The 22,168-nt window shown below is 35.0% G+C and carries 23 protein-coding genes; 9 read left to right on the top strand and 14 right to left on the bottom strand.

Features of this window, described 5'->3' with window-relative positions:
• Positions 1 to 21 precede the first annotated feature (21 nt).
• The 7 genes from mnhG to ACH0B5_RS14160 are packed head-to-tail and all read right to left on the bottom strand — an operon-like array spanning position 22 to position 5,789.
• A complete protein-coding gene (mnhG, locus tag ACH0B5_RS14190) occupies positions 22 to 393 on the bottom strand; it encodes a monovalent cation/H(+) antiporter subunit G (protein ID WP_122972185.1) in 372 nt (123 codons plus the stop codon).
• Positions 377 to 658: a Na(+)/H(+) antiporter subunit F1 gene (locus tag ACH0B5_RS14185; protein ID WP_122972186.1), complete on the bottom strand. Its 282-nt coding sequence runs from the start codon at positions 656 to 658 to the stop codon at positions 377 to 379. The genes mnhG and ACH0B5_RS14185 overlap by 17 nt, the downstream gene beginning before the upstream one ends.
• Positions 655 to 1,134, bottom strand: a complete 480-nt coding sequence (locus ACH0B5_RS14180) for a Na+/H+ antiporter subunit E (RefSeq protein ID WP_122972187.1) — start codon at positions 1,132 to 1,134, stop codon at positions 655 to 657. The genes ACH0B5_RS14185 and ACH0B5_RS14180 overlap by 4 nt, the downstream gene beginning before the upstream one ends.
• A complete protein-coding gene (locus ACH0B5_RS14175; protein ID WP_406928008.1) occupies positions 1,135 to 2,625 on the bottom strand; it encodes a Na+/H+ antiporter subunit D in 1,491 nt (496 codons plus the stop codon).
• Positions 2,618 to 2,959 carry a Na(+)/H(+) antiporter subunit C gene (locus tag ACH0B5_RS14170; protein WP_122972189.1) on the bottom strand — a complete coding sequence of 114 codons (342 nt, stop codon included), beginning with the start codon at positions 2,957 to 2,959 and terminating at the stop codon, positions 2,618 to 2,620. Before ACH0B5_RS14170 ends, ACH0B5_RS14175 begins: the two co-directional genes overlap by 8 nt.
• Entirely contained in the window at positions 2,959 to 3,381 is a 423-nt protein-coding gene (locus ACH0B5_RS14165; RefSeq protein ID WP_122972190.1) for a Na(+)/H(+) antiporter subunit B, read from the bottom strand. The genes ACH0B5_RS14170 and ACH0B5_RS14165 overlap by 1 nt, the downstream gene beginning before the upstream one ends.
• On the bottom strand, positions 3,378 to 5,789 hold the full coding sequence (locus ACH0B5_RS14160; RefSeq protein WP_406928007.1) for a Na+/H+ antiporter subunit A: 2,412 nt from the start codon (positions 5,787 to 5,789) through the stop codon (positions 3,378 to 3,380). The genes ACH0B5_RS14165 and ACH0B5_RS14160 overlap by 4 nt, the downstream gene beginning before the upstream one ends.
• Positions 5,790 to 5,961: 172 nt before the next feature.
• Between ACH0B5_RS14160 and ACH0B5_RS14155 the strand changes: the two genes are divergently transcribed.
• Positions 5,962 to 6,519, top strand: a complete 558-nt coding sequence (locus tag ACH0B5_RS14155) for a DUF5366 family protein (RefSeq protein ID WP_122972192.1) — start codon at positions 5,962 to 5,964, stop codon at positions 6,517 to 6,519.
• A 43-nt stretch (positions 6,520 to 6,562) separates the two neighbouring features.
• On the opposite strand, the gene ACH0B5_RS14150 is transcribed toward ACH0B5_RS14155, so the two are convergent.
• Positions 6,563 to 8,413, bottom strand: a complete 1,851-nt coding sequence (locus tag ACH0B5_RS14150) for a transglycosylase domain-containing protein (protein ID WP_406928006.1) — start codon at positions 8,411 to 8,413, stop codon at positions 6,563 to 6,565.
• A 102-nt stretch (positions 8,414 to 8,515) separates the two neighbouring features.
• The gene (locus tag ACH0B5_RS14145; RefSeq protein ID WP_122972194.1) at positions 8,516 to 9,733 is read right to left on the bottom strand and encodes an MFS transporter; all 1,218 of its coding nucleotides are present in this window, start codon (positions 9,731 to 9,733) and stop codon (positions 8,516 to 8,518) included.
• Positions 9,734 to 9,952: 219 nt separating this feature from the next.
• Between ACH0B5_RS14145 and ACH0B5_RS14140 the strand changes: the two genes are divergently transcribed.
• Together ACH0B5_RS14140 and ACH0B5_RS14135 are read left to right on the top strand one after the other, a co-directional pair.
• The gene (locus ACH0B5_RS14140) at positions 9,953 to 10,540 is read left to right on the top strand and encodes a peptidylprolyl isomerase (protein WP_122972195.1); all 588 of its coding nucleotides are present in this window, start codon (positions 9,953 to 9,955) and stop codon (positions 10,538 to 10,540) included.
• Positions 10,541 to 10,566: 26 nt separating this feature from the next.
• Complete coding sequence (locus ACH0B5_RS14135; RefSeq protein WP_122972196.1) at positions 10,567 to 10,785, top strand: hypothetical protein; 219 nt, start codon at positions 10,567 to 10,569, stop codon at positions 10,783 to 10,785.
• Between the two features lie 41 nt (positions 10,786 to 10,826).
• Here ACH0B5_RS14135 and ACH0B5_RS14130 read toward each other — a convergent pair whose 3' ends face one another.
• Complete coding sequence (locus tag ACH0B5_RS14130) at positions 10,827 to 12,017, bottom strand: MalY/PatB family protein (RefSeq protein ID WP_406928005.1); 1,191 nt, start codon at positions 12,015 to 12,017, stop codon at positions 10,827 to 10,829.
• Positions 12,018 to 12,082: 65 nt separating this feature from the next.
• Here ACH0B5_RS14130 and ACH0B5_RS14125 point away from each other — a divergent pair, with 65 nt between their 5' ends.
• The gene (locus tag ACH0B5_RS14125) at positions 12,083 to 12,343 is read left to right on the top strand and encodes a DUF1871 family protein (protein ID WP_174232680.1); all 261 of its coding nucleotides are present in this window, start codon (positions 12,083 to 12,085) and stop codon (positions 12,341 to 12,343) included.
• 44 nt (positions 12,344 to 12,387) lie between these two features.
• Here the strand turns inward: ACH0B5_RS14125 and ACH0B5_RS14120 are convergent, their stop codons facing one another.
• A complete protein-coding gene (locus tag ACH0B5_RS14120) occupies positions 12,388 to 12,597 on the bottom strand; it encodes a helix-turn-helix domain-containing protein (RefSeq protein WP_122972199.1) in 210 nt (69 codons plus the stop codon).
• A gap of 233 nt (positions 12,598 to 12,830) precedes the next feature.
• On the opposite strand from ACH0B5_RS14120, the gene yugI reads away from it, so the two are divergent.
• Positions 12,831 to 13,202: a S1 domain-containing post-transcriptional regulator GSP13 gene (gene yugI, locus ACH0B5_RS14115; RefSeq protein ID WP_122972200.1), complete on the top strand. Its 372-nt coding sequence runs from the start codon at positions 12,831 to 12,833 to the stop codon at positions 13,200 to 13,202.
• A gap of 34 nt (positions 13,203 to 13,236) precedes the next feature.
• Here the strand turns inward: yugI and ACH0B5_RS14110 are convergent, their stop codons facing one another.
• Positions 13,237 to 14,544 (bottom strand): AAA-type ATPase lid domain-containing protein, encoded by a 1,308-nt coding sequence (locus ACH0B5_RS14110; RefSeq protein ID WP_406928004.1) that lies wholly within the window; start codon positions 14,542 to 14,544, stop codon positions 13,237 to 13,239.
• A gap of 170 nt (positions 14,545 to 14,714) precedes the next feature.
• Here ACH0B5_RS14110 and pruA point away from each other — a divergent pair, with 170 nt between their 5' ends.
• The 3 genes from pruA to ACH0B5_RS14095 all read left to right on the top strand — a co-directional run bounded on the left by pruA (position 14,715) and on the right by ACH0B5_RS14095 (position 18,985).
• Positions 14,715 to 16,262, top strand: a complete 1,548-nt coding sequence (gene pruA / locus ACH0B5_RS14105) for an L-glutamate gamma-semialdehyde dehydrogenase (protein ID WP_406928003.1) — start codon at positions 14,715 to 14,717, stop codon at positions 16,260 to 16,262.
• Positions 16,263 to 16,502: 240 nt separating this feature from the next.
• A complete protein-coding gene (locus ACH0B5_RS14100; RefSeq protein ID WP_122972203.1) occupies positions 16,503 to 17,747 on the top strand; it encodes a Glu/Leu/Phe/Val family dehydrogenase in 1,245 nt (414 codons plus the stop codon).
• A gap of 74 nt (positions 17,748 to 17,821) precedes the next feature.
• On the top strand, positions 17,822 to 18,985 hold the full coding sequence (locus ACH0B5_RS14095; RefSeq protein ID WP_122972204.1) for an iron-containing alcohol dehydrogenase: 1,164 nt from the start codon (positions 17,822 to 17,824) through the stop codon (positions 18,983 to 18,985).
• 46 nt (positions 18,986 to 19,031) lie between these two features.
• Here ACH0B5_RS14095 and ACH0B5_RS14090 read toward each other — a convergent pair whose 3' ends face one another.
• Both ACH0B5_RS14090 and ACH0B5_RS14085 read right to left on the bottom strand, forming a co-directional pair.
• Complete coding sequence (locus ACH0B5_RS14090) at positions 19,032 to 20,042, bottom strand: cation diffusion facilitator family transporter (RefSeq protein WP_406928002.1); 1,011 nt, start codon at positions 20,040 to 20,042, stop codon at positions 19,032 to 19,034.
• 13 nt (positions 20,043 to 20,055) lie between these two features.
• The gene (locus tag ACH0B5_RS14085) at positions 20,056 to 20,781 is read right to left on the bottom strand and encodes an MgtC/SapB family protein (protein WP_406928001.1); all 726 of its coding nucleotides are present in this window, start codon (positions 20,779 to 20,781) and stop codon (positions 20,056 to 20,058) included.
• A gap of 109 nt (positions 20,782 to 20,890) precedes the next feature.
• Between ACH0B5_RS14085 and ACH0B5_RS14080 the strand changes: the two genes are divergently transcribed.
• A complete protein-coding gene (locus tag ACH0B5_RS14080) occupies positions 20,891 to 21,790 on the top strand; it encodes a DMT family transporter (protein ID WP_122972206.1) in 900 nt (299 codons plus the stop codon).
• Positions 21,791 to 22,168 lie beyond the last annotated feature (378 nt).

Below are 22,168 nucleotides of genomic sequence, written 5' to 3'. Positions count from 1 at the left end.
CTTTTCATAGGACGGAATTGCCTATTCCTTAATATTTTGTTCTTTTTTCATTCGTTCAATTTCATCTTTTAAGTCATCTCGTACCGTTCCGGACCATGGTTTGATTCCGGCGATATAGGAAGAGCGACTCATTATATGTCCTCCCACAGGGCCTGTTATAAAAAGGAATAATACCCCTAAAAGAATGGACGGATTAAAATGATCTTTAATTAACCAAAAGTGTAAGAATACACCGATTAAAATACACATAACGCCGAGGGTTGAGCTTTTAGAAGCAGCGTGTGTTCGTGTATAAAGATCGGGTAAGCGAAATAAACCGATAGCTGATACAACGATAAATACTAGACCAGCTACTATAAAAAATACGATCAAGATATTAGCGAGAATTGTCACGGGTAATAATATCTCCTTTCTCTATAAATTTAGAGAAGGCAATTGTTCCGATGAAAGATAAAATCGCCAATAATAATATAATCTCTAAAAAGAAACTCGTATCGAACACGATGGAAAAGAGTCCAACTAAACAAATGAGTGCCACACCTATAGCATCCAATGCAACAACTCGGTCAGAAGGATTTGGGCCTTTTACAAGACGGTAGAGAAGGGCAACAATCGATAAAACGACAACGATGGTTGCTCCCCAAAAAAAGTATGTCATGAACGGCTCACCTCCAAAATGGCTTTTTCAAAAGAATATTTAATGGAATCAATTGTTTCATCTATATCATTACTATCAATCACATGGATAAATAATGATTTAGAATCATCGGACACATGGACAACAACAGTCCCTGGAGTTAAAGTGATTAAACTTGATAATAGAGTAATCTCCCAATCCTCCGTTAACTGTGTATTGTACTTAAAAATGGCTGGTTTTAAAGCGAGCTTCGGCTTAATAACAAGGGTTAATACGGAAACGTTTGCTAAAATTAATTCTTTAATAAATAAAACAATTAATTTAATGACAGCCCATACTCGATCAATATAAAGATTAGTTTTAAAGAATTTCCGTAATGCAATAATAACGAGAAGTCCTAATAAATAACCAATTATAAATCTCGATAATGAATAGTTTGAGGATAAAAACATCCATAAAAAGGCTAAAAATAAATTTAACAAAATTTGAAAGGACATTTATTCTCCTCCTTTCATAACCGCATCAATATAAATGGAAGGATCCATTAAAACATTTGCTGCTTGTTTAATAAATGGAGTTAACCATTCTGTACCGATTCCGTAAAAAATGGAAACGATTACTAACAACATGGTAGGGAAAAAGAGACGATGATATTTCTTTTTCTCAACATGAGTTGCAAGTTGTCCTTGTTCTCCCCAGAAGGCATAAATGAAAATACGCATAACAGATAGGAGAACAACAATACTAGAAGCTAGGATGAAAACGCTAGTCCATATATTCCCCGCCTCAAATCCACCTTGGACGATCAGTAATTTTCCAATAAATCCACTTAAAGGAGGAACCCCAGCCAAACCGAGGGCTGCAATCAAGTAAAACCAACCTAATGCTGGGTATGTCTTCATAAGTCCGCCCATTTTTCGTAAGTTAGTTGTACCTGTTACATAAATGACGATTCCAATGAGCATAAATAAAGCTGCCTTAATGATCATGTCATGGATTAAATAGAACATAGCTCCTTCTAGACCAGCTTCATTCATTTGTGCTACACCAAATAAGATGACCCCAACTGCAATTACAATGTTGTAGATAATAATTTGTTTTACATCAAAGTGGGCAAGGGCACCGATACATCCAGCAACGATTGTAAGAATCGATAATATTAATAGTAATTCATGGGTGTAAGCAAATTCTTGCGTAAAAAATAACGTATATGTACGTGTAATAGCATATACACCGACTTTTGTAAGCAATGCACCAAATAAAGCCAATACAGGAATGGGTGGTGCAGAATATGCGCCAGGTAACCAAAAATAAAGTGGGAAAATGGCCGCTTTCATACCGAATACTAATAAAAACAGTACAGCAATGACGGTTAAAATTCCTGGTTGATTAATTTCAGCGATTTTCTGGGAAATATCCGCCATATTAAGTGTTCCTACTACTGAATAAAGAAAAGCAACGGTTATAACAAAGAATGCTGATGAAATAACATTCACTAGTATGTATTTAATCGATTCTTGTAACTGTGCTTTTTCTCCTCCAAGGACGATTAAAAGGTACGAAGCCATTAATAACACTTCAAAGAATACAAAAAGGTTAAATATATCCCCTGTTGTAAAAGCACCATTGACACCCACGATGATAAACATGACTGCGGGGTAATAGAAAAACTGTTCACGTTCTTTTCCAATGGATTCAAACCCGTACCATACGATGAAGAACGTCAAAATTAAAGTAGTTAGTACGAGTAAGGCAGAGACCATATCGGATACCATTGTAATCCCAAATGGTGCTGGCCAATTACCAAGAGTAACGGTTTGTGGACCATTTTCATACACATTGGCGACTAAACCAAATGCACAAAGGATGGAAAGAAGAAGTCCTAACAATGTCGTTATTCGTTGATAAGCTAATTTCTTTTGCCCAAATATTAATAACATACCGAAGAAAAATGGAATAATGATTGGTAATAAAAGAAAGTTATTCATTGTCTTCACTTCCTTTCATTAACGTCATGTCATCCGTTTTAATTTCTTGATATGCACGATAAGCAAGAACTAAAAAGAATGCTGTTACGCCAAAGCTAATAACGATAGCTGTTAAAATTAACGCCTGTGGAAGAGGATCAACAAAGTCTGTAATACCATCACTTAAAACGGGTGGTGCACTGCCTTTAAAGCCCCCCATAGTTAAGATGAGTAGATGGGCACCGTGACTAAGTAAACCTGTTCCAATAATAATACGAAGAAGACTTTTAGATAGTATTAAGTAAATGGCGGCCATAAATAATAAGCCGCATACAAAAGCCATTACTATTTCCATTATTCATCCTCCCCAATCGTTTGAATAATGGTCATCGTCACACCAACAACAACCAAATATACCCCTAAATCAAACAATGCTGCTGTATGAAGGGATGTTTTTCCTAGAATCGGTAAGTGGAAATAATCAAAGAAATGCGTGAAAAATGGTTTATCCACAAACATAGAAAACGCAGCCGTACCTAAGGCGAGAATCAATCCAGTCCCAACTAAATAAATATAATTGATGGGGATAATGGATTGAACGGTTTTTAAATCAAAGGCAATAATTAGTAGAACAATCGCACTTGATGTTACTAAACCTCCTACAAATCCTCCGCCAGGTGTATAATGTCCTGCAAAGAAAATGTGAACAGCATAGAAGAAAATAATGAAAAAGACAATTTTCGCAGTAAACTGCATTATAACATCGTTAGTTTTCATAGTTTTTTCTCCTTTCTGCTCAATCTTAATTTTATCATTGCGTAAATTGCTATACCTGCAATTGCCAACACGGCGATTTCAAATAAAGTATCAAAACCACGATAGTCAACAAGTATAACGTTTACAATATTTCCTCCACCTGCTAATGAGTACACTGTTTCTTTGTAATACTCGGAAATGGAAGGGAACAGTTTTTGCGAGTGGGAAGATAGGGCAACTAAAGTAACCATTGCACCTACTGCAACGGAAACGAACGCTTTACTAAATCTGAAACGTGTGCGCTCCTCTTCTTTTTTAAATTTCGGTAAATGATAGAACGCCAACAGGAATAACGCAACTGAAATAGTTTCAATTACAAGTTGAGTTAGGGCTAAATCTGGTGCATTATACACAACAAAGAATAACGAAACTGTATATCCAACCGCTCCTAATGCAACGATGGAAGTAATTCTTGATTTGGCGAAAACCGTTGTTATTGTACCTATCACTAAAACAATAATTAAAATGATTTGATACACATGAATCGTGGATGCTTCTTCGAAAGATAGTTTAAAAGCATCTTTTATAAATAATGTGCCGATGACGATAATGGCCATGCTACTAAGCATAATGCTTAAATAACGACGAATGGATCCTGTCATATATAAACCAGAAAATCGGCCAATCCATTGGTCACAAAGATCATAAATAATAAAATCATATAAATTATTTAAAGTTAATTTAGTAGGTAACGCATTATACATCTTTTGCCATTTAGAAAGGCTTAAGAACAGTAATAACCCAAGGATAACGACACCAACGGTCATCCATAATTCTGGTGACTCAATCCCGTGCCAAGCAGTTACGTGGATATTTACTTCCTCTGGACTGCTATATAAGTATGGTTGAATCGCCATAACGGCTGGTTTTACAAATGTATCCGCTACTAAATTTGGAATAAAGAATATCGTAATCACTAATGCCGCTAAAATAAGTGGAGATATTAACATCCCAATTGGTGCCTCATGAGGCTTCTTAGGCAATTGATCCACCTTCAGTTTTCCTGTAAAGGTTCTAAAGACAAAGTAGAAACTATAAATAAAAGTAAATACACTTGCGATCCAAGCAATAATTGGGAACAATATGCTCCATGTTGAGAAATTAAACAAATCAAACTGAGTGATCGATAGCATAGCAGTAAAGAACATTTCTTTACTCAAGAAGCCGTTGAACGGTGGTAAACCAGCCATTGAGAAGCTTCCGATGAGTGCAACGGTAAAACTTATAGGCATTAAGCTCATTAATCCACCAAGTCTTCGGATATCACGAGTACCTGTTTCATGATCTAAAATACCGGCAATCATGAACAAACTGCCTTTAAATGTAGCATGGTTAATTAAATGAAAGATTGCTGCGAAGGCTGCATATTTAAATACAGTATCTTCCGCACCGTTCACATGATAACTAATCGCTCCAACACCTAAAAGGGACATAATAAGTCCAAGTTGGCTAACTGTTGAGAAAGCAAGAATCCCTTTTAAGTCTGTTTGTTTCACCGCAAAGAAAGATCCCCAGAATAAAGTGAGTAATCCAATACCAGCTACTAACCAAATCCATATTTCTGATTGGGCGAATATCGGAGTAAATCTTGCTACAAGATAAATCCCTGCTTTAACCATTGTTGCAGAGTGTAGGTAAGCACTAACTGGTGTTGGCGCTTCCATTGCATCTGGCAACCAAATATAAAATGGGAATTGGGCAGATTTAGTAAATGCTCCTAGTAAAATTAATATAAGGGCAAGTACGAAAAAATCATTTGTGGCCAATTCTGGTGCTTGGTTGATCAATTCTCGAATCGAGAATGTATTTCCTATGATGGATAGTAAAACAAATCCACCTAGCATCATCATACCGCCTGCAACCGTTATCATCATTGATTTTAGTGCGCCGAAACGAGATTTATCTCGATGGAACCAATAGCCAATTAATAAAAAGGAAGAAATCGATGTTAACTCCCAAAATAAGTAAAGAGTAATTGTATTGTCTGATTGAACGACTCCGAGCATAGCCGACATAAACATTAATAAATAAATATAAAAATTATGTAGCTGCTCTTTCGAACGATCTAAATAAAAAATGGAATATAACACGACAAGGGCGCCAATTCCTGAAATAAGGATTGAGAATAATAGACTCAACCCATCTAGATAGGATACAAAGGAAATTCCGAGGGATGGGATCCAATCGAATTCGGATATAACCGTATCACCATCTGCGATAATTGGAACGTAAATCGCATAAAAGGTTACTAAAAAAACAGGTACAATTAAAACAAACCAACCAGTATGTATAGGACGTACTTTCTTAAAAAAGAAAGGCATAAAAAGGGCGGCTAGTATCGGTATAAAAATACAAAATACTTGAAACAAAATAATCCTCCTTTCAAAAATTGAAGCTAAAAAAACATAAAAAATTCTCGGATAGTTCATATTGTAACATCTAAAAGTAAAGATTTCATCTTACTCGATAAAACCTATACTTGATAATATTCAGTTATTTTCGATAATATATACAGTAGATAAAAGGATCGAGGACATAAAAATGAAAAACCCATACATATACGGATATTTACCATTGTTTTCAATTATTCTGTTTAGTTTAACCTTTGGCATTTATATGGTAGGACAATCGATAGACTTATTAGTATCGATTGGTATATACGCAGGAATGCGGGAATTTTTAACGGATTTTGAGTTGCGTATATTCTTATTAATTGCATTTACCTTATGTTTTTTTATGCTTTTTTCCGCATTAAAACTAATTGGTGAAACGATTCATGAGGTAGGAATGCTTCTGTTTTCAAAAAATAGCAATGGAGAAATGATAAGTGTCGCTAGAGGCGGCTATGTTATTTTCTTCTTTGGTGCTCTATCAACAGTTTTAGGGGTACAATCGTTCACAATATTGCTCATTTTATTTACTTTAACGATTTTAAGTTATTTTATTTTTAATATTTATAAAATGAGCCAATTTCTTACCTTGTCAGGTACAATTGGTCTCATCATCTTTGAAATTATTATTTGGACCATTTTAATTACGCTTATCGTGTATGTCGGATTAAAATTATATAATGGCTTATTAGCGAGTTTACCTATTTAACAAGAAAGGAGGAACCTTTAAAAAGATCCCTCCTTTCTTTTATTTAATTCATAATCGTATTAAAAATTTTAAAATGGATTTTATCGTCTTGTAATGATTGCATAGACTTCGGATTATCATAACCAATCCAAACAGCTGCTGTGTATTGATCTGTCAATCCTGCTAACCAAAAGTCTTTATAGTCATTTGTTGTGCCGGTTTTTGCTCCGATATAGGAAGAAGTTGTTGTTATTCCTCTTCCTGTCCCACTAGTTACAACATCCTTTAATAATGAACGTATATATGTGACTGTTTTGTTAGACCAAATTGTTTCCTTTTTAGTTGGCCAACTATAAAGAACGTTGCCTTCTAGATCGGTCACTTGGCGAATACTTTTTGCTCTTACATAAGTTCCATCTATAAAACTAGTATACGCATCTGCCAATTCAAGAGTCGTCACACCGTAGGATAACCCACCTAGTCCTGCAGCATAGGATTTGTCTTCAGGAACGAGGGATTGAAAGTGGAACTTCTCAATATATTGAAAGGCAGTATTGAGACCAATTGTATCTAACAGCCGTAGCGCGGATGTATTGTAACTATACTTAAATGCCGTAGAAATCGAAACATTCCCATAAACTTTTCCATCATAGTTGTCAGGACAAAAGTCTGCAACACAATATTTTCCACCACTTACAATGGATTTTGGTGTATAATCCGTTGTCTCAAATAGAGGTGCATAGACGACTAATGGTTTGAAGGAGGAACCGGGCTGGCGGAATCCTTGATAAGCTCTATGAAAATCAAATTTCTTATAATCCTTCCCTGCATATAGACTAACAATTTCCCTTGTTTGATTGTCGATGACAACGGCACTACTTTGTAAGCTACCGTTTCCTAAAATTTTATTAATAGCTCGTTCATCTTGTAATTGTTTTTTCGAATCAAGGGCTGTATGAATGATGATCCCCGATTGAAGTAATTGGTTGACTTTTTCGTCAATTTGCTCGTTAATTTTTTGTTTTTCTTCTTCTGATTTTGACTCTTTGAGCAATTGCTCATAGCCTTCAGTTATTGCAACTAAATCCTTTAATTCAGCTAAAACATACGTACTATAGGCAGGGTTTTTTTGAATTTTTTCCTTTGTATTTAAAACAATTTTTTCTTGTTTATATGTATTGGCTTCTTCTTTTGTAATCACATTATTTTCGGCTAAAATATCAAGCAATCGTTCTTGCCGCTTTTTTGTATTTTTAAAATGGTTCAATGGATTATATAAAGAAGGGTTATTTGGAATTGCGGCTATAAAGGCCATTTCAGCGATGGAAAGTTCAGCTAAAGGTTTTTGAAAATAAAAACTGCTCGCTGCACCAATGCCATATACTTGATTACCGAAAAACATTTCATTCAAATACATTTCAAAAATTTCATCTTTGTCATACTGCTGTTCCAGCTCGTAGGCATAAAAAAGCTCGGTAATTTTACGGGAATAGGTTTTTTCCTCTGATAAATAACGTAGTCGGACAAGCTGTTGCGTTATTGTACTACCACCTTGTTCCATGGAATCTTGGGAGGAATTGACAACCATCGCCCTTGTAATGGCTCCTAAATTGAATCCAACATGGTTATAAAATTCTTTATCTTCACTTAGTAAATAGATTTGTTTAATGATTTCAGGTACTTCCTTTAATGGAATAGGCTGTCTCCACTCAGTATATTCCTCATTAAATACAAATCCATTTCGGTCAACCATTGTTACAGGTAATTGTTTTTCAATGGTAGGGAGCTTAATTTCGCTTTCGATTTGCTCCTGATGGGTTTGGGCTACTGATATTTCATCCGTTATTTCGTTCACAAGTAGCAACAGAAGAGAGAAACAACAAAATGTAATCATATAGCCTACTACTTGTTTCATATAATTCGTCCTCCCCAAATATTTCCTAACAGAAGAATATCATATATTCAAAAAGAAAAGGAGAGGATTCTAATAGATTCCCCTCCAAATTAATAATCGAAATTATGCATGGCTTTTTAATAGATCATCTAAATATTTTTTTGGATACCTTTGTATGATAATGACCACAATCGCTGCAATGAAAAATAGGAAGCCAGTGGAATAAAAGACAGTAGAAATAGTCGCTAGCCCACTTATAAAACCACCTAATACCGGGCCAATGACATTTCCTAAAAATCGGAAACTTTGATTATATCCCATAATTTCTCCTTGTACTTCAATCGGTGATTCCCGGCGAATAATAGCTGTTGTAATCGGAATAAGGCCACCGGAGAACATACCTAATAAAAATCTCAGTACGATTAATTGCCATAGGGAAGTGACAAAGGCCTGTGGGATAATACATAGGACACTAACTAGTAGTAATACTTTTAATACTTTTTCGTAGCCAATTGAATCGCCTAAACGACCAAAAAATCGTCCAATTAAAATATTCCCGACCCCAGCAGCACTAAAGGTGATACCAGATAAAAGGGCTACTTGTTCGGATGTAGTTAAATGGGAAACGTATAATGATAATAATGGTTGGATACTAAAATTCCCTATTTGAATTAAGGCAGTAACGAACATTATGCTTAATATAAGTGGGTGGTGGAAAATCGCCCAAAGAATATTTTTTCTCGAATAAAGATTACTTTTTTCTTTTCGAATCATTTCAGGCTCATGAATGCCAAAAATGATAATAATGGCAGCAATCGTAATGGCGATGGAAGTGAAAATAAACGTGTAATTAAAGCCGACTGCATCCGCTATAGTACCGCCGATTACCGGTCCAAATAAAGAACCGCCAACGCTACCAATTTGTAGGGTACCTAAGGTTTTGCCAGCAATATTTTTCGGTGTATGTTTACTAATGAAGGCAGTAGAAGTAGGGATAAATCCAGTAACTAATCCCATAATAATTCGTAAAATAAAAAATTGAATTACGTTTGTTACGTAACCCATTAAAAAGATGCTTAGGGCAATACCAAAGCAGTTCATAATCATAATCGGTTTATAACCGTATTTATCAGCAATACGTCCCCAAATGGGAGACATAATAAAGGCGGTTATAAAGGTTGCGCCAAAAATTAATCCTGCCCATTTTTGTACATAGCTCTCTGAAAAATCTCCAAAAGTATTTATATAGAGAGATAAAAAGGGCATAATCATCGTCATGGAGCCCGCGACGATAAAATTAGATATTAAAATAATGATAAAATTATGTTTTCGGTTCGACATTTCTGTTCACTTTCTTCCTAATAATTCTCCATCATTTGTTTCGTGAAATTGATGTTTTGTCAAGTATAACGTATTTCGGAAACCGAAGAAAGGGCAAAAAGGATATTAGCGGAAAATTTAAACGTTCTATGATAAACTGTACGAGGTATTAAATGATTTTTATTTATATAAAGGAATACCTAAATCGAACATATTTTATTGTAAAAGGAGAGACTTTTCATGTTTCCACAATTAACGAAAGAATTAAACCCAGGTGAAGTTTTAGTTGAAATGAATACTACTTTAGGTTCAATCAAAATAAAACTTTTCCCTGAACATGCACCAAAAACGGTAGAAAACTTTTTAGGACACGCAAAATCCGGATATTATAATGGTATCATTTTCCACCGAGTAATTTCAGATTTTATGATTCAAGGTGGTGACCCAACTGGAACAGGGATGGGTGGTGAATCTATCTGGGGCAATTCTTTCGAAGATGAATTTAATGAACAGTTGTTCAACTTACGAGGAGCCCTTTCAATGGCCAATGCAGGTCCAAACACAAATGGTTCCCAATTCTTTATCGTTCAAATGCAACATACACCGAACAATATGATTCAACAAATGGAGCAAGCTGGATATCCAAAAGAAATTATTGAAGCATATGCCAACGAAGGTGGAACACCTTGGTTAGATTTCAAACATACTGTATTTGGACATGTAGTTGAAGGCATGGACGTTGTTGACAAAATTGCGAACGTTGACAAAGATATGCGCGACAAACCGCTTGAAGATGTTAAAATTGAATCGATTACAGTAGTCGAATAATACAATGAAAGAAGTGTGACAACAAAATGGATCGATTCGTTATCCTAGGATTTTTATATTTCCCAGAGGATAAAAGTTCATACATCCCAGCCGCAATAGAAATGGTATTTTTAGTCATCCTATGTTTTTTGGCCTTCATGTGGTTTAAACGTTTGTCTAAAAAGCAAGAACAAAAAACAAAGGATTTGGAACAGCGAATTTTAAGCGAGCGCCAACAAAACATACAATCTAAAGTAGAAAAGTAATGAAAAAAGGGCAACCGTTGTTGGTTGCCCTTTTATGAACTTTATAATAAAGCTTTCTTAAACCGTTCTACTCCATCTTTTACTGTTTCCATGGAACAAGCGACGTTCATTCGTAAATAACCTCTACCTGCTTCACTATATTTTGTACCAGGTTCAATCGCTAATTTTCCTTTTTCAAGAAGACGATGCATCATTTCACTTTCCGTTAAACCTGTATCACGATAATCAATCCAAATTAGGTACGTGGATTGAGGTTTTGTTACTTTAATCCCGTCGATTTTATTTAACTCTTCCACAACATGATCCATATTGTTCGATACATAAGAAATCATTGCGTCGACCCATTCGTCGCCCTTTTCATATGCTGCTTGTACAGCCGCAGCAGCTAGTAAGTTTAAATCGTCACGGCCATGAGCTTCCTTATCTTTCATAAGTTTTAAACGCAACTCTTTATTTGGGACAACCATAATCGCAGCATGAATTCCAGCGATATTAAAGGTTTTTGTTGGAGCGATACAAGTAATAATTTTTGCTTTATCTGCATCCTTTACAGTTAAAGTTGGAACGTGTCGATATCCTTCAAATACAATATCCGCATGAATTTCATCTGAAATAAGTAATACATCATATTTAATACAAAGTTGTACAAGTTTTTCTAATTCTTCTTTTGACCAAACAACACCACCTGGGTTATGTGGACTGCATAGAATGTAAACTTTAACTCCTAATTTAAACTGTTCTTCAAGGCGATTAAAATCATAAGTAAAAGTATTGTCCGTTACATTTAACTCACACTCAATTACTTCGAGTTGTTGAGCTTTTGGGATGTTGAAAAAGGCAGGATAAACGGGTGTAGAAATACAAATTTTATCCCCAGCCTCTGTAAATGTTTCAAGAATGGTTGCAAGGGCAGGTACGACCCCTTGATGGAACATAAGTGAATTCGTGTCAATGTGCCAATTGTGACGACGCTCAAACCAACCTTGTATTGCCTCTTTACAAGCATCACTAACATAGGAATACCCAAAAATAGGGTGGTCTAGCCGCGCTTTAATAGCATCTGAGATTACTTGAGGAATAGCAAAGTCCATATCTGCAACCCACATTGGCAGTATATCAGAAGCGTCTTCCACATTATAAGTGAGTTTTAGACGGTCCTTAAATTGGTCCCACTTAAGACTATTCGTGTTTTTACGATCATAGAGCTCATCAAAATTAAACAAAGTTATCACTCATTTCTTTTTTTAATTATGTATTATATAATAGCATAGTAAATTGTAAATTTAGGGTGAAAACTTTGGAAAATATATTAATGAATAAATCAGCCATTGAATTATTAAAACAATGGGATCCATTTCATATTGGTAGTGACAACTATGACACAGAAGCAGCGGATGTTGTAGCTGCCCTTCAAGGAATTGATGACCCTAGTCAACTGGCAAAAGTAATTCAAACTGTATATGAGCATTCTTTTGAGCAATGGATACCTTTTGAAAATTGTGTTGCGATTTCTTATAAATTAATTGCGATTAAATTTGAAGCAAAATGTATCGTATAAAAAGAAAAAGGACTTCCTTTATAGTTGAAAGGAAATCCTTTTTTTTATGCTTGTATGCCGTCTGTTAAATTTGAAGCAGGAACTTCTAATACAGTTGAAAGTTTTAAAATAGTTTGTACTGAAGGAATAAGTTCTCCTTTTTCATAAAGTGCTAATTTTTCAACGCCAACTTGAGTTAATTTCGATAACTCATCGAGGGTTAAATTTCGTTCTTCACGTAAAAATTTTAATTGTTCATGAAATTTTTGTTTCACTTTTAAAGCACTTCCTTTCCAATTTAAACTGGTATTCTATATTATAATTATTTTTTCTTCTAAATTATGAGAATATTTTGTCTGAAATATGAAATTTACAATCGGTTCATTTTTTTTAACTTTTCTTCAAATAATTAATATTCAGTGGGTTAGGGAGATTCTTTGTTCCCTCTTTATACATATGTTATAATTTAACATGACATTTACGTAGATAAAGAAAGTAGGACTGCTTTATGGCAAAAAAATACGAAGTAGGTGAAGTAGTAACCGGTAAGGTAACTGGAATTCAACCTTACGGGGCGTTTGTCGCACTAGATGAACAAACACAAGGTCTCGTTCATATTTCAGAGATAACATATGGGTATGTAAAGGACGTTGCAGATTTTTTAAAAGTAGGAGAAGCAATCCAAGTTAAAATTTTAGATATTGACGAGAACTCGGACAAAATAAGTTTATCAACTCGTGCGTTACAAGAAGCCCCTCCTCAAAAGAAGAAGGAACAACCACGAAAATCTTTACAAGACCGGGTAGATGAAAACGATGCGAATGGTTTTAAATCGTTAAAAGAAAAGTTACAACATTGGATTGAACAATCAGGACAATAAATAAGACAGAGGGAAGGTGTGATTTCCCTCTGTCTTATTTTTTTAGCTTTCTAAGGCGATACTGCAAGTTTTGTCTGCTCATTCCAAGGGCGTTAGCTGTTTTCGTAATATTCCCTTCGTACATATTTAAGACGTTTTGCAAATAATAATTTTCTGCCTCTCGTAAATAATCGTCTAACGGTAATAGTTCTTTATTGGAATGTACAATAAAAAAGTTAGGATTTCGAGTTTTATCGTCCAGTTGTTGAACTTTAAAACGGAAATGTAATGGTAACATTTCATACGTAACTATTTTTTCGTTTGTAATCATAGAAGCGATCTCATCTAAAAGTAATTCAAGTTCCTTTAAATTTCCTGGCCAATCATATTGCTGGAATAAGTTCATCACGTCTGGAGATAATCCTTTAATATTAGAAGCAAATCGTTCACGATGACGGCTAAAATAATCATCGACAAACGGTTTAATATCTTCTCTTCGTTTACTTAACGGAGGAATATAAATCGTCATTGATGCAAAATAATAATAAAGATCTTTCAATAATTGTCCATCGCTAATTAAATCGATTGGATCGTCTCCGATACTTCCGATAAACATATGCTTTTCAGTTGATAAATTGTGTAATAATTTGAGCAATTGATTTTGCATAGGAATGGATAAAAATTCAATACGTTCAAAGAAAAAAGTGTATGTTTTATCCTGCGACAAATAGTTTTCTAATTTTTCAAAGACCGATTGTTCAGTTCGTCTACTAAATAAGGTGATAAATTCATCATTAGGTGGGCTTAATTCATAATGGATACTTTCAGCAATTAAGTCTTTACCTGTACCATTTTCACCTATTAATAACACGGGGATCCTGGCATGGGATGCTTTTTTAGCATTTTCTATAACTGTTTTCATTTGCTCGGATATGGCTGTAATAATTTCAAAGGTTAACGGTTCACCATATCTTCTTAATGGCTGATATACAAGTTTTTCTAAAGAAGTTATATCTCTGGCAAATTCGATAGCTCCTATAATTTTACCATCGTCCAAAAGAGGGTAAGTATCATTAATCGTTGTAATTTCGTGGCCATCTTTATTCCAATAAGTTTGTTTAACATTCATTTCCTTCATACCGGTTTGGAGGACGCGTAGTAAAGTACTTTCGTTTTGTCTAAAAGCAAATAATTCTAAAATGGAACGATCAGAAACATCTTCTATATCAAAGCCTTCAATTTCTTTCATTTTATTATTATAAATAATCGTATGTCCGTTTTGATCTACCGCATGAATACCTACGGAAACGTGTTCGATAGCGGATTCATAAAATTTTATCAATTGGTTAAGTTGTACCTTCAATAGGGTTCACCTCAAATAGTTTGATTTTTATAAAAATTAAAACTTGAAAAACGCAACAATCTTTTGCATTATTATATATATAAACATTAAGTTGGTGCAAATATTTTTTGCACTTATGAATTGCTAGCTAAACACGCACTCTAAGCGTAACTATTAAAGGAGGACTTTTCATGATTCCGTACAAATCTGAGCCATTAACTGATTTTTCTGTTGAAGCAAATCGACAAGCTTATTTAGAAGCTTTGAAAAAAGTGGAAAGTGAACTTGGACAAGATTATCCGTTAATTTTTGGTGGGGAAAGAATTACAACTGAACAAAAAATCACATCATATAACCCTGCCAATAAAACGGAAGTAGTTGGTACTGTTTCAAAAGCAAATCAAGAATTAGCTGAAAAAGCAATGCAAATAGCTGATTCTACTTTTAATACTTGGAAAAAAGTAGATCCTGTAGTTCGCGCTGAAGTTTTATTTAAAGCAGCAGCTATCGTTCGTCGCCGTAAATACGAACTTTGTGCTTGGTTGACGAAAGAAGCTGGTAAACCATGGGCTCAAGCGGATGGTGACATCGCTGAAGGTATCGATTTCTTAGAATACTATGGTCGTCAAATGTTAGCTATTAAAGACGGTCAACCGTTAAATGAAAATCCAGGACAAATTAATAAATACAGTTATATTCCGCTTGGGGTTGGTGTTGTAATCTCTCCTTGGAATTTCCCATTTGCCATTATGGCAGGTACTACAATTGCGGCTGCTGTAACAGGTAATACAGTTCTTTTAAAACCAGCTTCTACAACGCCAGTAATTGCTTATAAATTTATGGAAATCCTTGAAGAAGCAGGTATGCCAGCGGGAGTTGTAAACTACATTCCAGGTTCAGGTGCTGAAGTAGGAGATTACTTAGTAGATCACCCACGTACTCGTTTCATCAGCTTTACAGGTTCTCGCGATGTAGGTTTACGTATTAACCAACGTGCGTCTGTATTAAATGAAGGGCAAATTTGGATTAAACGTGTGATCGCTGAAATGGGTGGTAAAGATACAATCGTAGTAGACGATGATGCAGATTTAGAATTAGCTGCGCAATCTATCGTAACAAGTGCATTCGGCTTTAGTGGTCAAAAATGTTCAGCATGTTCACGTGCGGTAGTTGTAGGTGACCAAGCTTACGAAAAAGTATTAAACCGTGTTGTAGAGTTAACGAATGAATTAATCGTTGGAGATCCAACGAACGAAGAAACATTTGTAGGTCCTGTTAATGATTCAGGTGCGTTTAAGAAGATTGCTGAATATATCGAGATTGGTAAAGGGGAAGGTCGTTTAGTAGCTGGAGGAAACTATGATGATTCGAAAGGTTACTTCATTCACCCAACTGTATTTAGCGACGTAGATCCGCAAGCTCGTATTATGCAAGAAGAAATTTTTGGTCCAGTTCTTGCAATGACAAAAGCAAAAGACTTTGATGAAGCAATTGATATTGCAAACAATACTGTTTATGGCTTAACTGGTGCAGTTATTTCAAATAATCGTTTCCACCTAGAAAAAGCTCGTGAAGATTTTCATGTAGGGAACCTTTACTTTAACCGCGGATGTACAGCAGCAACAGTAGGTTACCAACCTTTCGGTGGATTCAATATGTCTGGTACGGACTCAAAAGCAGGTGGCCCAGATTATTTACAGCTTCACATGCAAGCAAAAACGGTTTCTGAAACTCTTTAGTTCGTTTATAAACTTAAAAGCAGACGTTTTGGCGTCTGCTTTTTTATCGTATGATACCATTAAGAAAATTCAACCTCATATTCTTATGAAAAATGCTTTTAAATTAATAATAATTGACCCATATTTAATAAAAAAGAAATGATTACAAAATGTATAGATATTCATAAACAAATAACAATTAAAGTATGTTACAATGTTTGCGATATAAAATCATTATAATTACTAAAGAGGCGAATCTAGATGGCTGAAAATTTAAATCTTTTTACTTCAACACAAGATGTAATTAAGGAAGCGTTAAACAAGCTGGGTTATGAAGAATCGATGTATGAGCTTTTAAAAGAACCACTTCGTATGTTACGTGTTCGTATTCCGGTGAAAATGGATGATGGTACTACTAAAGTCTTTACAGCATATCGAGCTCAACACAATGATGCAGTTGGACCAACTAAGGGCGGCGTACGATTCCACCCAATGGTTAGTGAAGACGAAGTAAAAGCACTTTCAATGTGGATGACGTTAAAGTGTGGAATTGTTGATCTACCTTATGGCGGTGGTAAAGGTGGTATTATTTGTGATCCCCGTCAAATGTCAATGGGAGAACTAGAACGTTTAAGTCGTGGTTATGTACGTGCGATTTCGCAAATTGTAGGACCTACAAAAGATATCCCTGCTCCAGACGTATTTACGAACGCACAAATTATGGCGTGGATGATGGATGAATATAGCCGAATGGATGAATTTAACTCACCTGGTTTTATTACAGGTAAACCAATCGTTCTTGGTGGTTCTCAAGGACGGGATCGTGCAACGGCTGAAGGTGTTACAATCGTTATCCAAGAGGCAGCAAAAAAACGTGGAATTGATATTAAAGATGCAAGAATTGTTATCCAAGGTTTTGGTAATGCTGGTAGTTTCTTAGCGAAATTTATGAGTGATTTAGGTGCGAAAGTAATCGGCATTTCTGATGCTTATGGTGCATTACACGATCCAAACGGTTTAGATATTGATTATTTATTAGATCGTCGTGATAGTTTTGGAACTGTTACAACTTTATTTGAAAATACGATTACGAATCAGGAATTACTGGAATTGGATTGTGATATTTTAGTTCCTGCAGCCATTGAAAATCAAATTACTGCAGATAATGCTTATGATATTAAAGCTAGTATTGTAGTAGAGGCTGCCAATGGACCAACTACAGCTGAAGCAACGAAGATTTTAACAGAGCGTGGTATTTTATTAGTACCAGACGTATTAGCATCTGCTGGTGGTGTTACGGTTTCTTACTTTGAATGGGTTCAAAATAACCAAGGTTACTATTGGACAGCAGAAGAAGTAAGTGAAAAATTACACAGAAAAATGGTAGAAGCATTTGAAAATGTGTATACTACTGCGACAACTCGTAATATAAACATGCGTTTAGCAGCATATATGGTTGGTGTTCGTCGTACTGCTGAAGCTTCTCGCTTCCGTGGATGGGTATAATCATATAAAATGGGCTATGTAAAGAACAGTTCTTTACATAGCTTTTTTATTTTTCTAATAAAGGGGAGTCTACTTTGAACAATTTTACATTCTACAATCCAGTACGTTTGCATTTCGGTAAAGGTCAAATCGAACAACTGAAACAAGAATTACCTCAATACGGACATAACGTTCTTGTCGTTTATGGTGGGGGAAGCATTAAGAAAAATGGTTTATATGATGAAGTAATGACCATTTTAAATGAATTAAATATGAATGTTTTTGAAATTAGTGGTGTGGAACCTAACCCTAGAGTCGAAACAGCACGTAAAGGAATAGAAATTTGTAAAAAAGAATCCGTCGATTTTGTACTAGCTGTTGGTGGCGGGTCAGTAATTGATTGTTCCAAATTAATAGCTGCTGGCGCTAAAGTAGATGAAGATGCATGGAACATTGTTGTAAAGAAAACAAATGTAGTGGACGCTCTACCTTTAGGTACAATTTTAACACTTGCGGCAACTGGTTCTGAGATGAATTCTGGTTCTGTTATCTCAAATGAAGAAACACAAGAAAAATACGGATGGGGTCATCCATTGGTATTTCCTAAATTTTCTATTTTAGATCCAACTTATACATTCACTGTACCGAAAAATCATACAGTCTATGGTATGGTCGATATTATGTCTCACGTATTTGAGCAATACTTCCATAATGCAACGAATACTCCTATTACTGATGAGATGTGTGAAGGGGTATTACGTACAGTGATTAACACTGCACCAAAATTAATTGAAGACCTAGAAAACTATGAGTTGCGCGAAACGATTTTATTCGCAGGAACTATAGGGTTAAACGGATTCCTATCAATGGGTTCCCGTGGAGATTGGGCAACACATAATATAGAGCACTCTGTCTCTGCTGTGTACGATATACCTCATGGTGGTGGACTAGCAATTATTTTCCCGAACTGGATGCGACACAATGTTTCTGTTAATCCAGAACGTTTTGCAGGTTTAGCAACACGGGTATTTAATGTAAATCCAGAAGGTAAATCAGCAGAAGAAGTGGCATTAGAAGGTATTGAACGATTACGAGAGTTTTGGACATCGATAGGTGCTCCAAGTCGTCTTGCGGACTACGATATTGATGATTCCAAATTAGACGTTCTTGTTGAAAAATCGATGGTAAACGGTCCATTCGGTAGATTTAAAACGTTACAAGCTGAAGATGTCCGAGCTATTTTAGAAATGTCTTTATAATGAAAAGCCCCTTGCAACTAAGATTCTCAGTGCAAGGGGCTTTATGTTATTTTGAAGGATCTTGATTTGAATTAGCGTTGTTAATTTTCTTTTCTTGCAAATGGTGTTTCCATTCCGTAATGCCGTCTTCTTCGTCGAAGGAAATCGTCACTTTTGAAACACCCTTTTGACTCATAATTAATTCAACTAAATGATCCCGTACATCATCTAAATAGGCTAATGATTTGTTAGGATCTGTTTCTGCAACGAGATCAACGTGTAGAAATTCCCCTTCTTTAATTACTTCAAGCCTTTTAATATCCGTTACATTCGGATCTTCCATCACAAGATTTCCAATATGAACAAACATTTCTTCATCTGTTTCTCCAATTGCTCCGCGGGCATTATCTAAAAATACACGTCCGACGACATAGAACATCATTGCACCGATAATCATCGAAACGATACCTTCTAATGCGTGGAAACCGGTATAATAAGCAATTACAATAGCGAGAAAGGCAAGTACATTTCCGCTAGTAGCAACCGCGTCTTCCATCCACACAAGCTTTGTTGCAGGTTTAGCACGTTTTAAATAAGCGATTGATTTTGGAATAGCCATTAAACCAGCATGTTCTTGACCTACTTCATGCAATACTTCTTTTGCAGCTTTATGAAGTACAACTGCTTCTAATACAATCCCTAAAAATAAAACACCTAATGCAATTAATATTCCTTCAGAATTTTCAGCAGGATGTCTAAAGTGATGCCATCCTTCTTTAATTGTTTCATAAGAAAGAATTGCGACGATTAATACGGCGCCTAAACAGACTAAATTTACAACACGTCCGAAACCGTTAGGAAATCGTTTAGTTGGTGCTTTTTTAGAAAGGGCAGAACCAACAAAAACGAAGAATTGGTTGGCAGCATCACCTAATGAATGCATCATCTCAGCAAACATAGCTACGTTCCCTGTAAAGAAATAGGCAACTCCTTTAATAATTCCTAAAAAAAGGTTTACAAATGCTGCAACAAGGGATGGTTTATTCCCACTCTTTAATAATTTGAAAAATTCACCCATTACATTTCCTCCATTATCCTAGATTTTCTAATTCAATTTTTTGTACATATGGTAATGAATGCAATGTATGATAGATATAGAGCGTATCAGTTCGGAATAAAGTTGAAAAACGAATATCTACCTCGTATAAAAAAAGCTCTGTCGATACAGGTATATCTTTAATACGAATATTATCTATATACATTTCATTTTCTTTCATAAAGTTAAGAAGGTGTTGAATATTTTCTTCTTCCGTTAACCTTACTTTTAAAACATGTTCTTTCATACGCAATCTTTTAGGACCAATTTTTAATAAAAAAGGAGCAATTAGTTCGATTCCTATTACAACAATGACTACTGTAGCGAATGCTTCTATATAAAAACCAGCTCCAACGGCAATTCCGATCCCAGCTGCACCCCATATCATTGCAGCTGTTGTTAATCCAGTAATACTATCATTACCTTTACGCAAAATGACACCTGCACCTAAAAAACCTATGCCGCTAACAATTTGTGCTGCGAGTCGTAGGGGGTCCATTGTAATATTAATATCGTCCCGACTAGGTGTACTATATGCAGTTTCAATCGAAATAATCGTTAATAAACAACTGAAGGTAGCGATAACTAAACTGGTTTTTAAGCCAACTGGTTTCTTTTTTAATTCCCTTTCAATTCCTATTATTAGACTTAATATTGCAGCGATAATAAGCTTCACAATAATCTCGTAGGAGAAAGGTTCGTTTAAAAATAGAATACCCAATAATGGTCCTCCTTTTTCTTGTTGATAACATTGGTTATAAATGACAGAATATGAATGAATGTCTTATTTTATTAATATAGCAAAATTTATCCAAGGGGGTTATCTAATTTTGGAAAAACCAAAAATACATCCATACATTCCAATATTGATAGGTGTTATTTCAATTTCGTTATCTGCAATTTTTGTGAAGTTAGCAGAAGCTGATGCTGGAGTCATTGCTTTTTACCGAATGCTTTTTTCCATATTAATTATGAGTCCGTTGTTTTTTTATAAATTTAAAGGCGAAATAAAAATTTTAACAAAAAGGGATTGGATTTTCTCCTCAATTGCAGGTATTTTTTTAGCATTTCATTTTATTTTATGGTTTGAGTCACTAAACTACACGTCCGTAGCAAGTTCTACAGTGTTAGTAACATTACAACCGTTATTTGCTTTTATCGGTACGTATCTGTTTTTTAAAGAAAAATTATCACTAAAGACAATTGTTTCAGGGATAATAGCCATTTCGGGAAGTGTGTTAATTAGTTGGGGAGATTTTCGGGTGAGTGGAAATGCCCTTTATGGGGATATGTTAGCTTTAATTGCTTGTGGACTTATAACTGGTTATTTATTATTTGGACAAGATGTAAGAAAACGAATTTCTTTAATTACATATACGATGGTAGTCTACTCAATAAGTACAATCTGTCTATTCTTTTATGTACTCATAAAAGGAGAGTCTTTCGGTCCTTATCCATCGATGACATGGGTTTGGTTTTTATTATTAGCAATCATCCCAAATTTATTAGGACATACGTTATTTAATTGGGCGGTAAAATGGGTAAGTACAAATGTTATTTCGGTAGCGGTATTATTCGAACCAATTGGAGCTGCAATTTTAGCTTATTTTATTTTTTTAGAGGATCTAATGACAACCCAAATTGTTGGAGGATTAATTGTAATTGCTGGTATTATCCTTTTTGTACTTGATATTAAAATATTAAAGAAGTTTTTTAAAAAAAGTGCTTGATTAGTTTTCTTGGTTATAGTATATTATTACTTGTCCTTAACGACGTGAATGTTTTGAAAAAGTATTTCAAAATAATAATTGACTAATAGTGAAGGATAACTTATAATATAAAAGTTACTATTTGAAGAGTAAGTAAAATTATATTTGAAATAACATTGTTGGAATGTTATAATATAAAAGTTGCTTATTTAAACGGTGACAAAATGAACCTTGAAAACTGAACGACAAAACGTTAATGAAATACAGTTTTAACTTAACAGTTGAAACAAAATTTTGGACATCATTATGATGCCGGTGTAATTTTAGAGCTTTATCAAATTTTCTTTTATGGAGAGTTTGATCCTGGCTCAGGACGAACGCTGGCGGCGTGCCTAATAC

Source organism: Ureibacillus sp. 179-F W5.1 NHS, from assembly GCF_045369345.1.
GTDB lineage: Bacteria > Bacillota > Bacilli > Bacillales_A > Planococcaceae > Ureibacillus > Ureibacillus halotolerans.
The sequence above is the reverse complement of the archived record's forward strand: the minus strand, read 5'-3'. Positions and strand labels throughout refer to the sequence as shown.

Bases quoted from the DNA above. Each gene is read 5' to 3' on its own strand.
- yugI (WP_122972200.1), top strand. From the start codon at position 12,831: ATGGCAAAAAAATACGAAGTAGGTGAAGTAGTAACCGGTAAGGTAACT.
- ACH0B5_RS14170 (WP_122972189.1), bottom strand. From the start codon at position 2,959: ATGGAAATAGTAATGGCTTTTGTATGCGGCTTATTATTTATGGCCGCC.
- ACH0B5_RS14180 (WP_122972187.1), bottom strand. From the start codon at position 1,134: ATGTCCTTTCAAATTTTGTTAAATTTATTTTTAGCCTTTTTATGGATG.
- ACH0B5_RS14150 (WP_406928006.1), bottom strand. From the start codon at position 8,413: ATGAAACAAGTAGTAGGCTATATGATTACATTTTGTTGTTTCTCTCTT.
- ACH0B5_RS14145 (WP_122972194.1), bottom strand. From the start codon at position 9,733: ATGTCGAACCGAAAACATAATTTTATCATTATTTTAATATCTAATTTT.
- ACH0B5_RS14175 (WP_406928008.1), bottom strand. From the start codon at position 2,625: ATGAATAACTTTCTTTTATTACCAATCATTATTCCATTTTTCTTCGGT.
- ACH0B5_RS14185 (WP_122972186.1), bottom strand. From the start codon at position 658: ATGACATACTTTTTTTGGGGAGCAACCATCGTTGTCGTTTTATCGATT.
- ACH0B5_RS14140 (WP_122972195.1), top strand. From the start codon at position 9,953: ATGTTTCCACAATTAACGAAAGAATTAAACCCAGGTGAAGTTTTAGTT.
- ACH0B5_RS14135 (WP_122972196.1), top strand. From the start codon at position 10,567: ATGGATCGATTCGTTATCCTAGGATTTTTATATTTCCCAGAGGATAAA.
- ACH0B5_RS14165 (WP_122972190.1), bottom strand. From the start codon at position 3,381: ATGAAAACTAACGATGTTATAATGCAGTTTACTGCGAAAATTGTCTTT.
- ACH0B5_RS14100 (WP_122972203.1), top strand. From the start codon at position 16,503: ATGGCTGAAAATTTAAATCTTTTTACTTCAACACAAGATGTAATTAAG.
- ACH0B5_RS14090 (WP_406928002.1), bottom strand. From the start codon at position 20,042: ATGGGTGAATTTTTCAAATTATTAAAGAGTGGGAATAAACCATCCCTT.
- pruA (WP_406928003.1), top strand. From the start codon at position 14,715: ATGATTCCGTACAAATCTGAGCCATTAACTGATTTTTCTGTTGAAGCA.
- ACH0B5_RS14155 (WP_122972192.1), top strand. From the start codon at position 5,962: ATGAAAAACCCATACATATACGGATATTTACCATTGTTTTCAATTATT.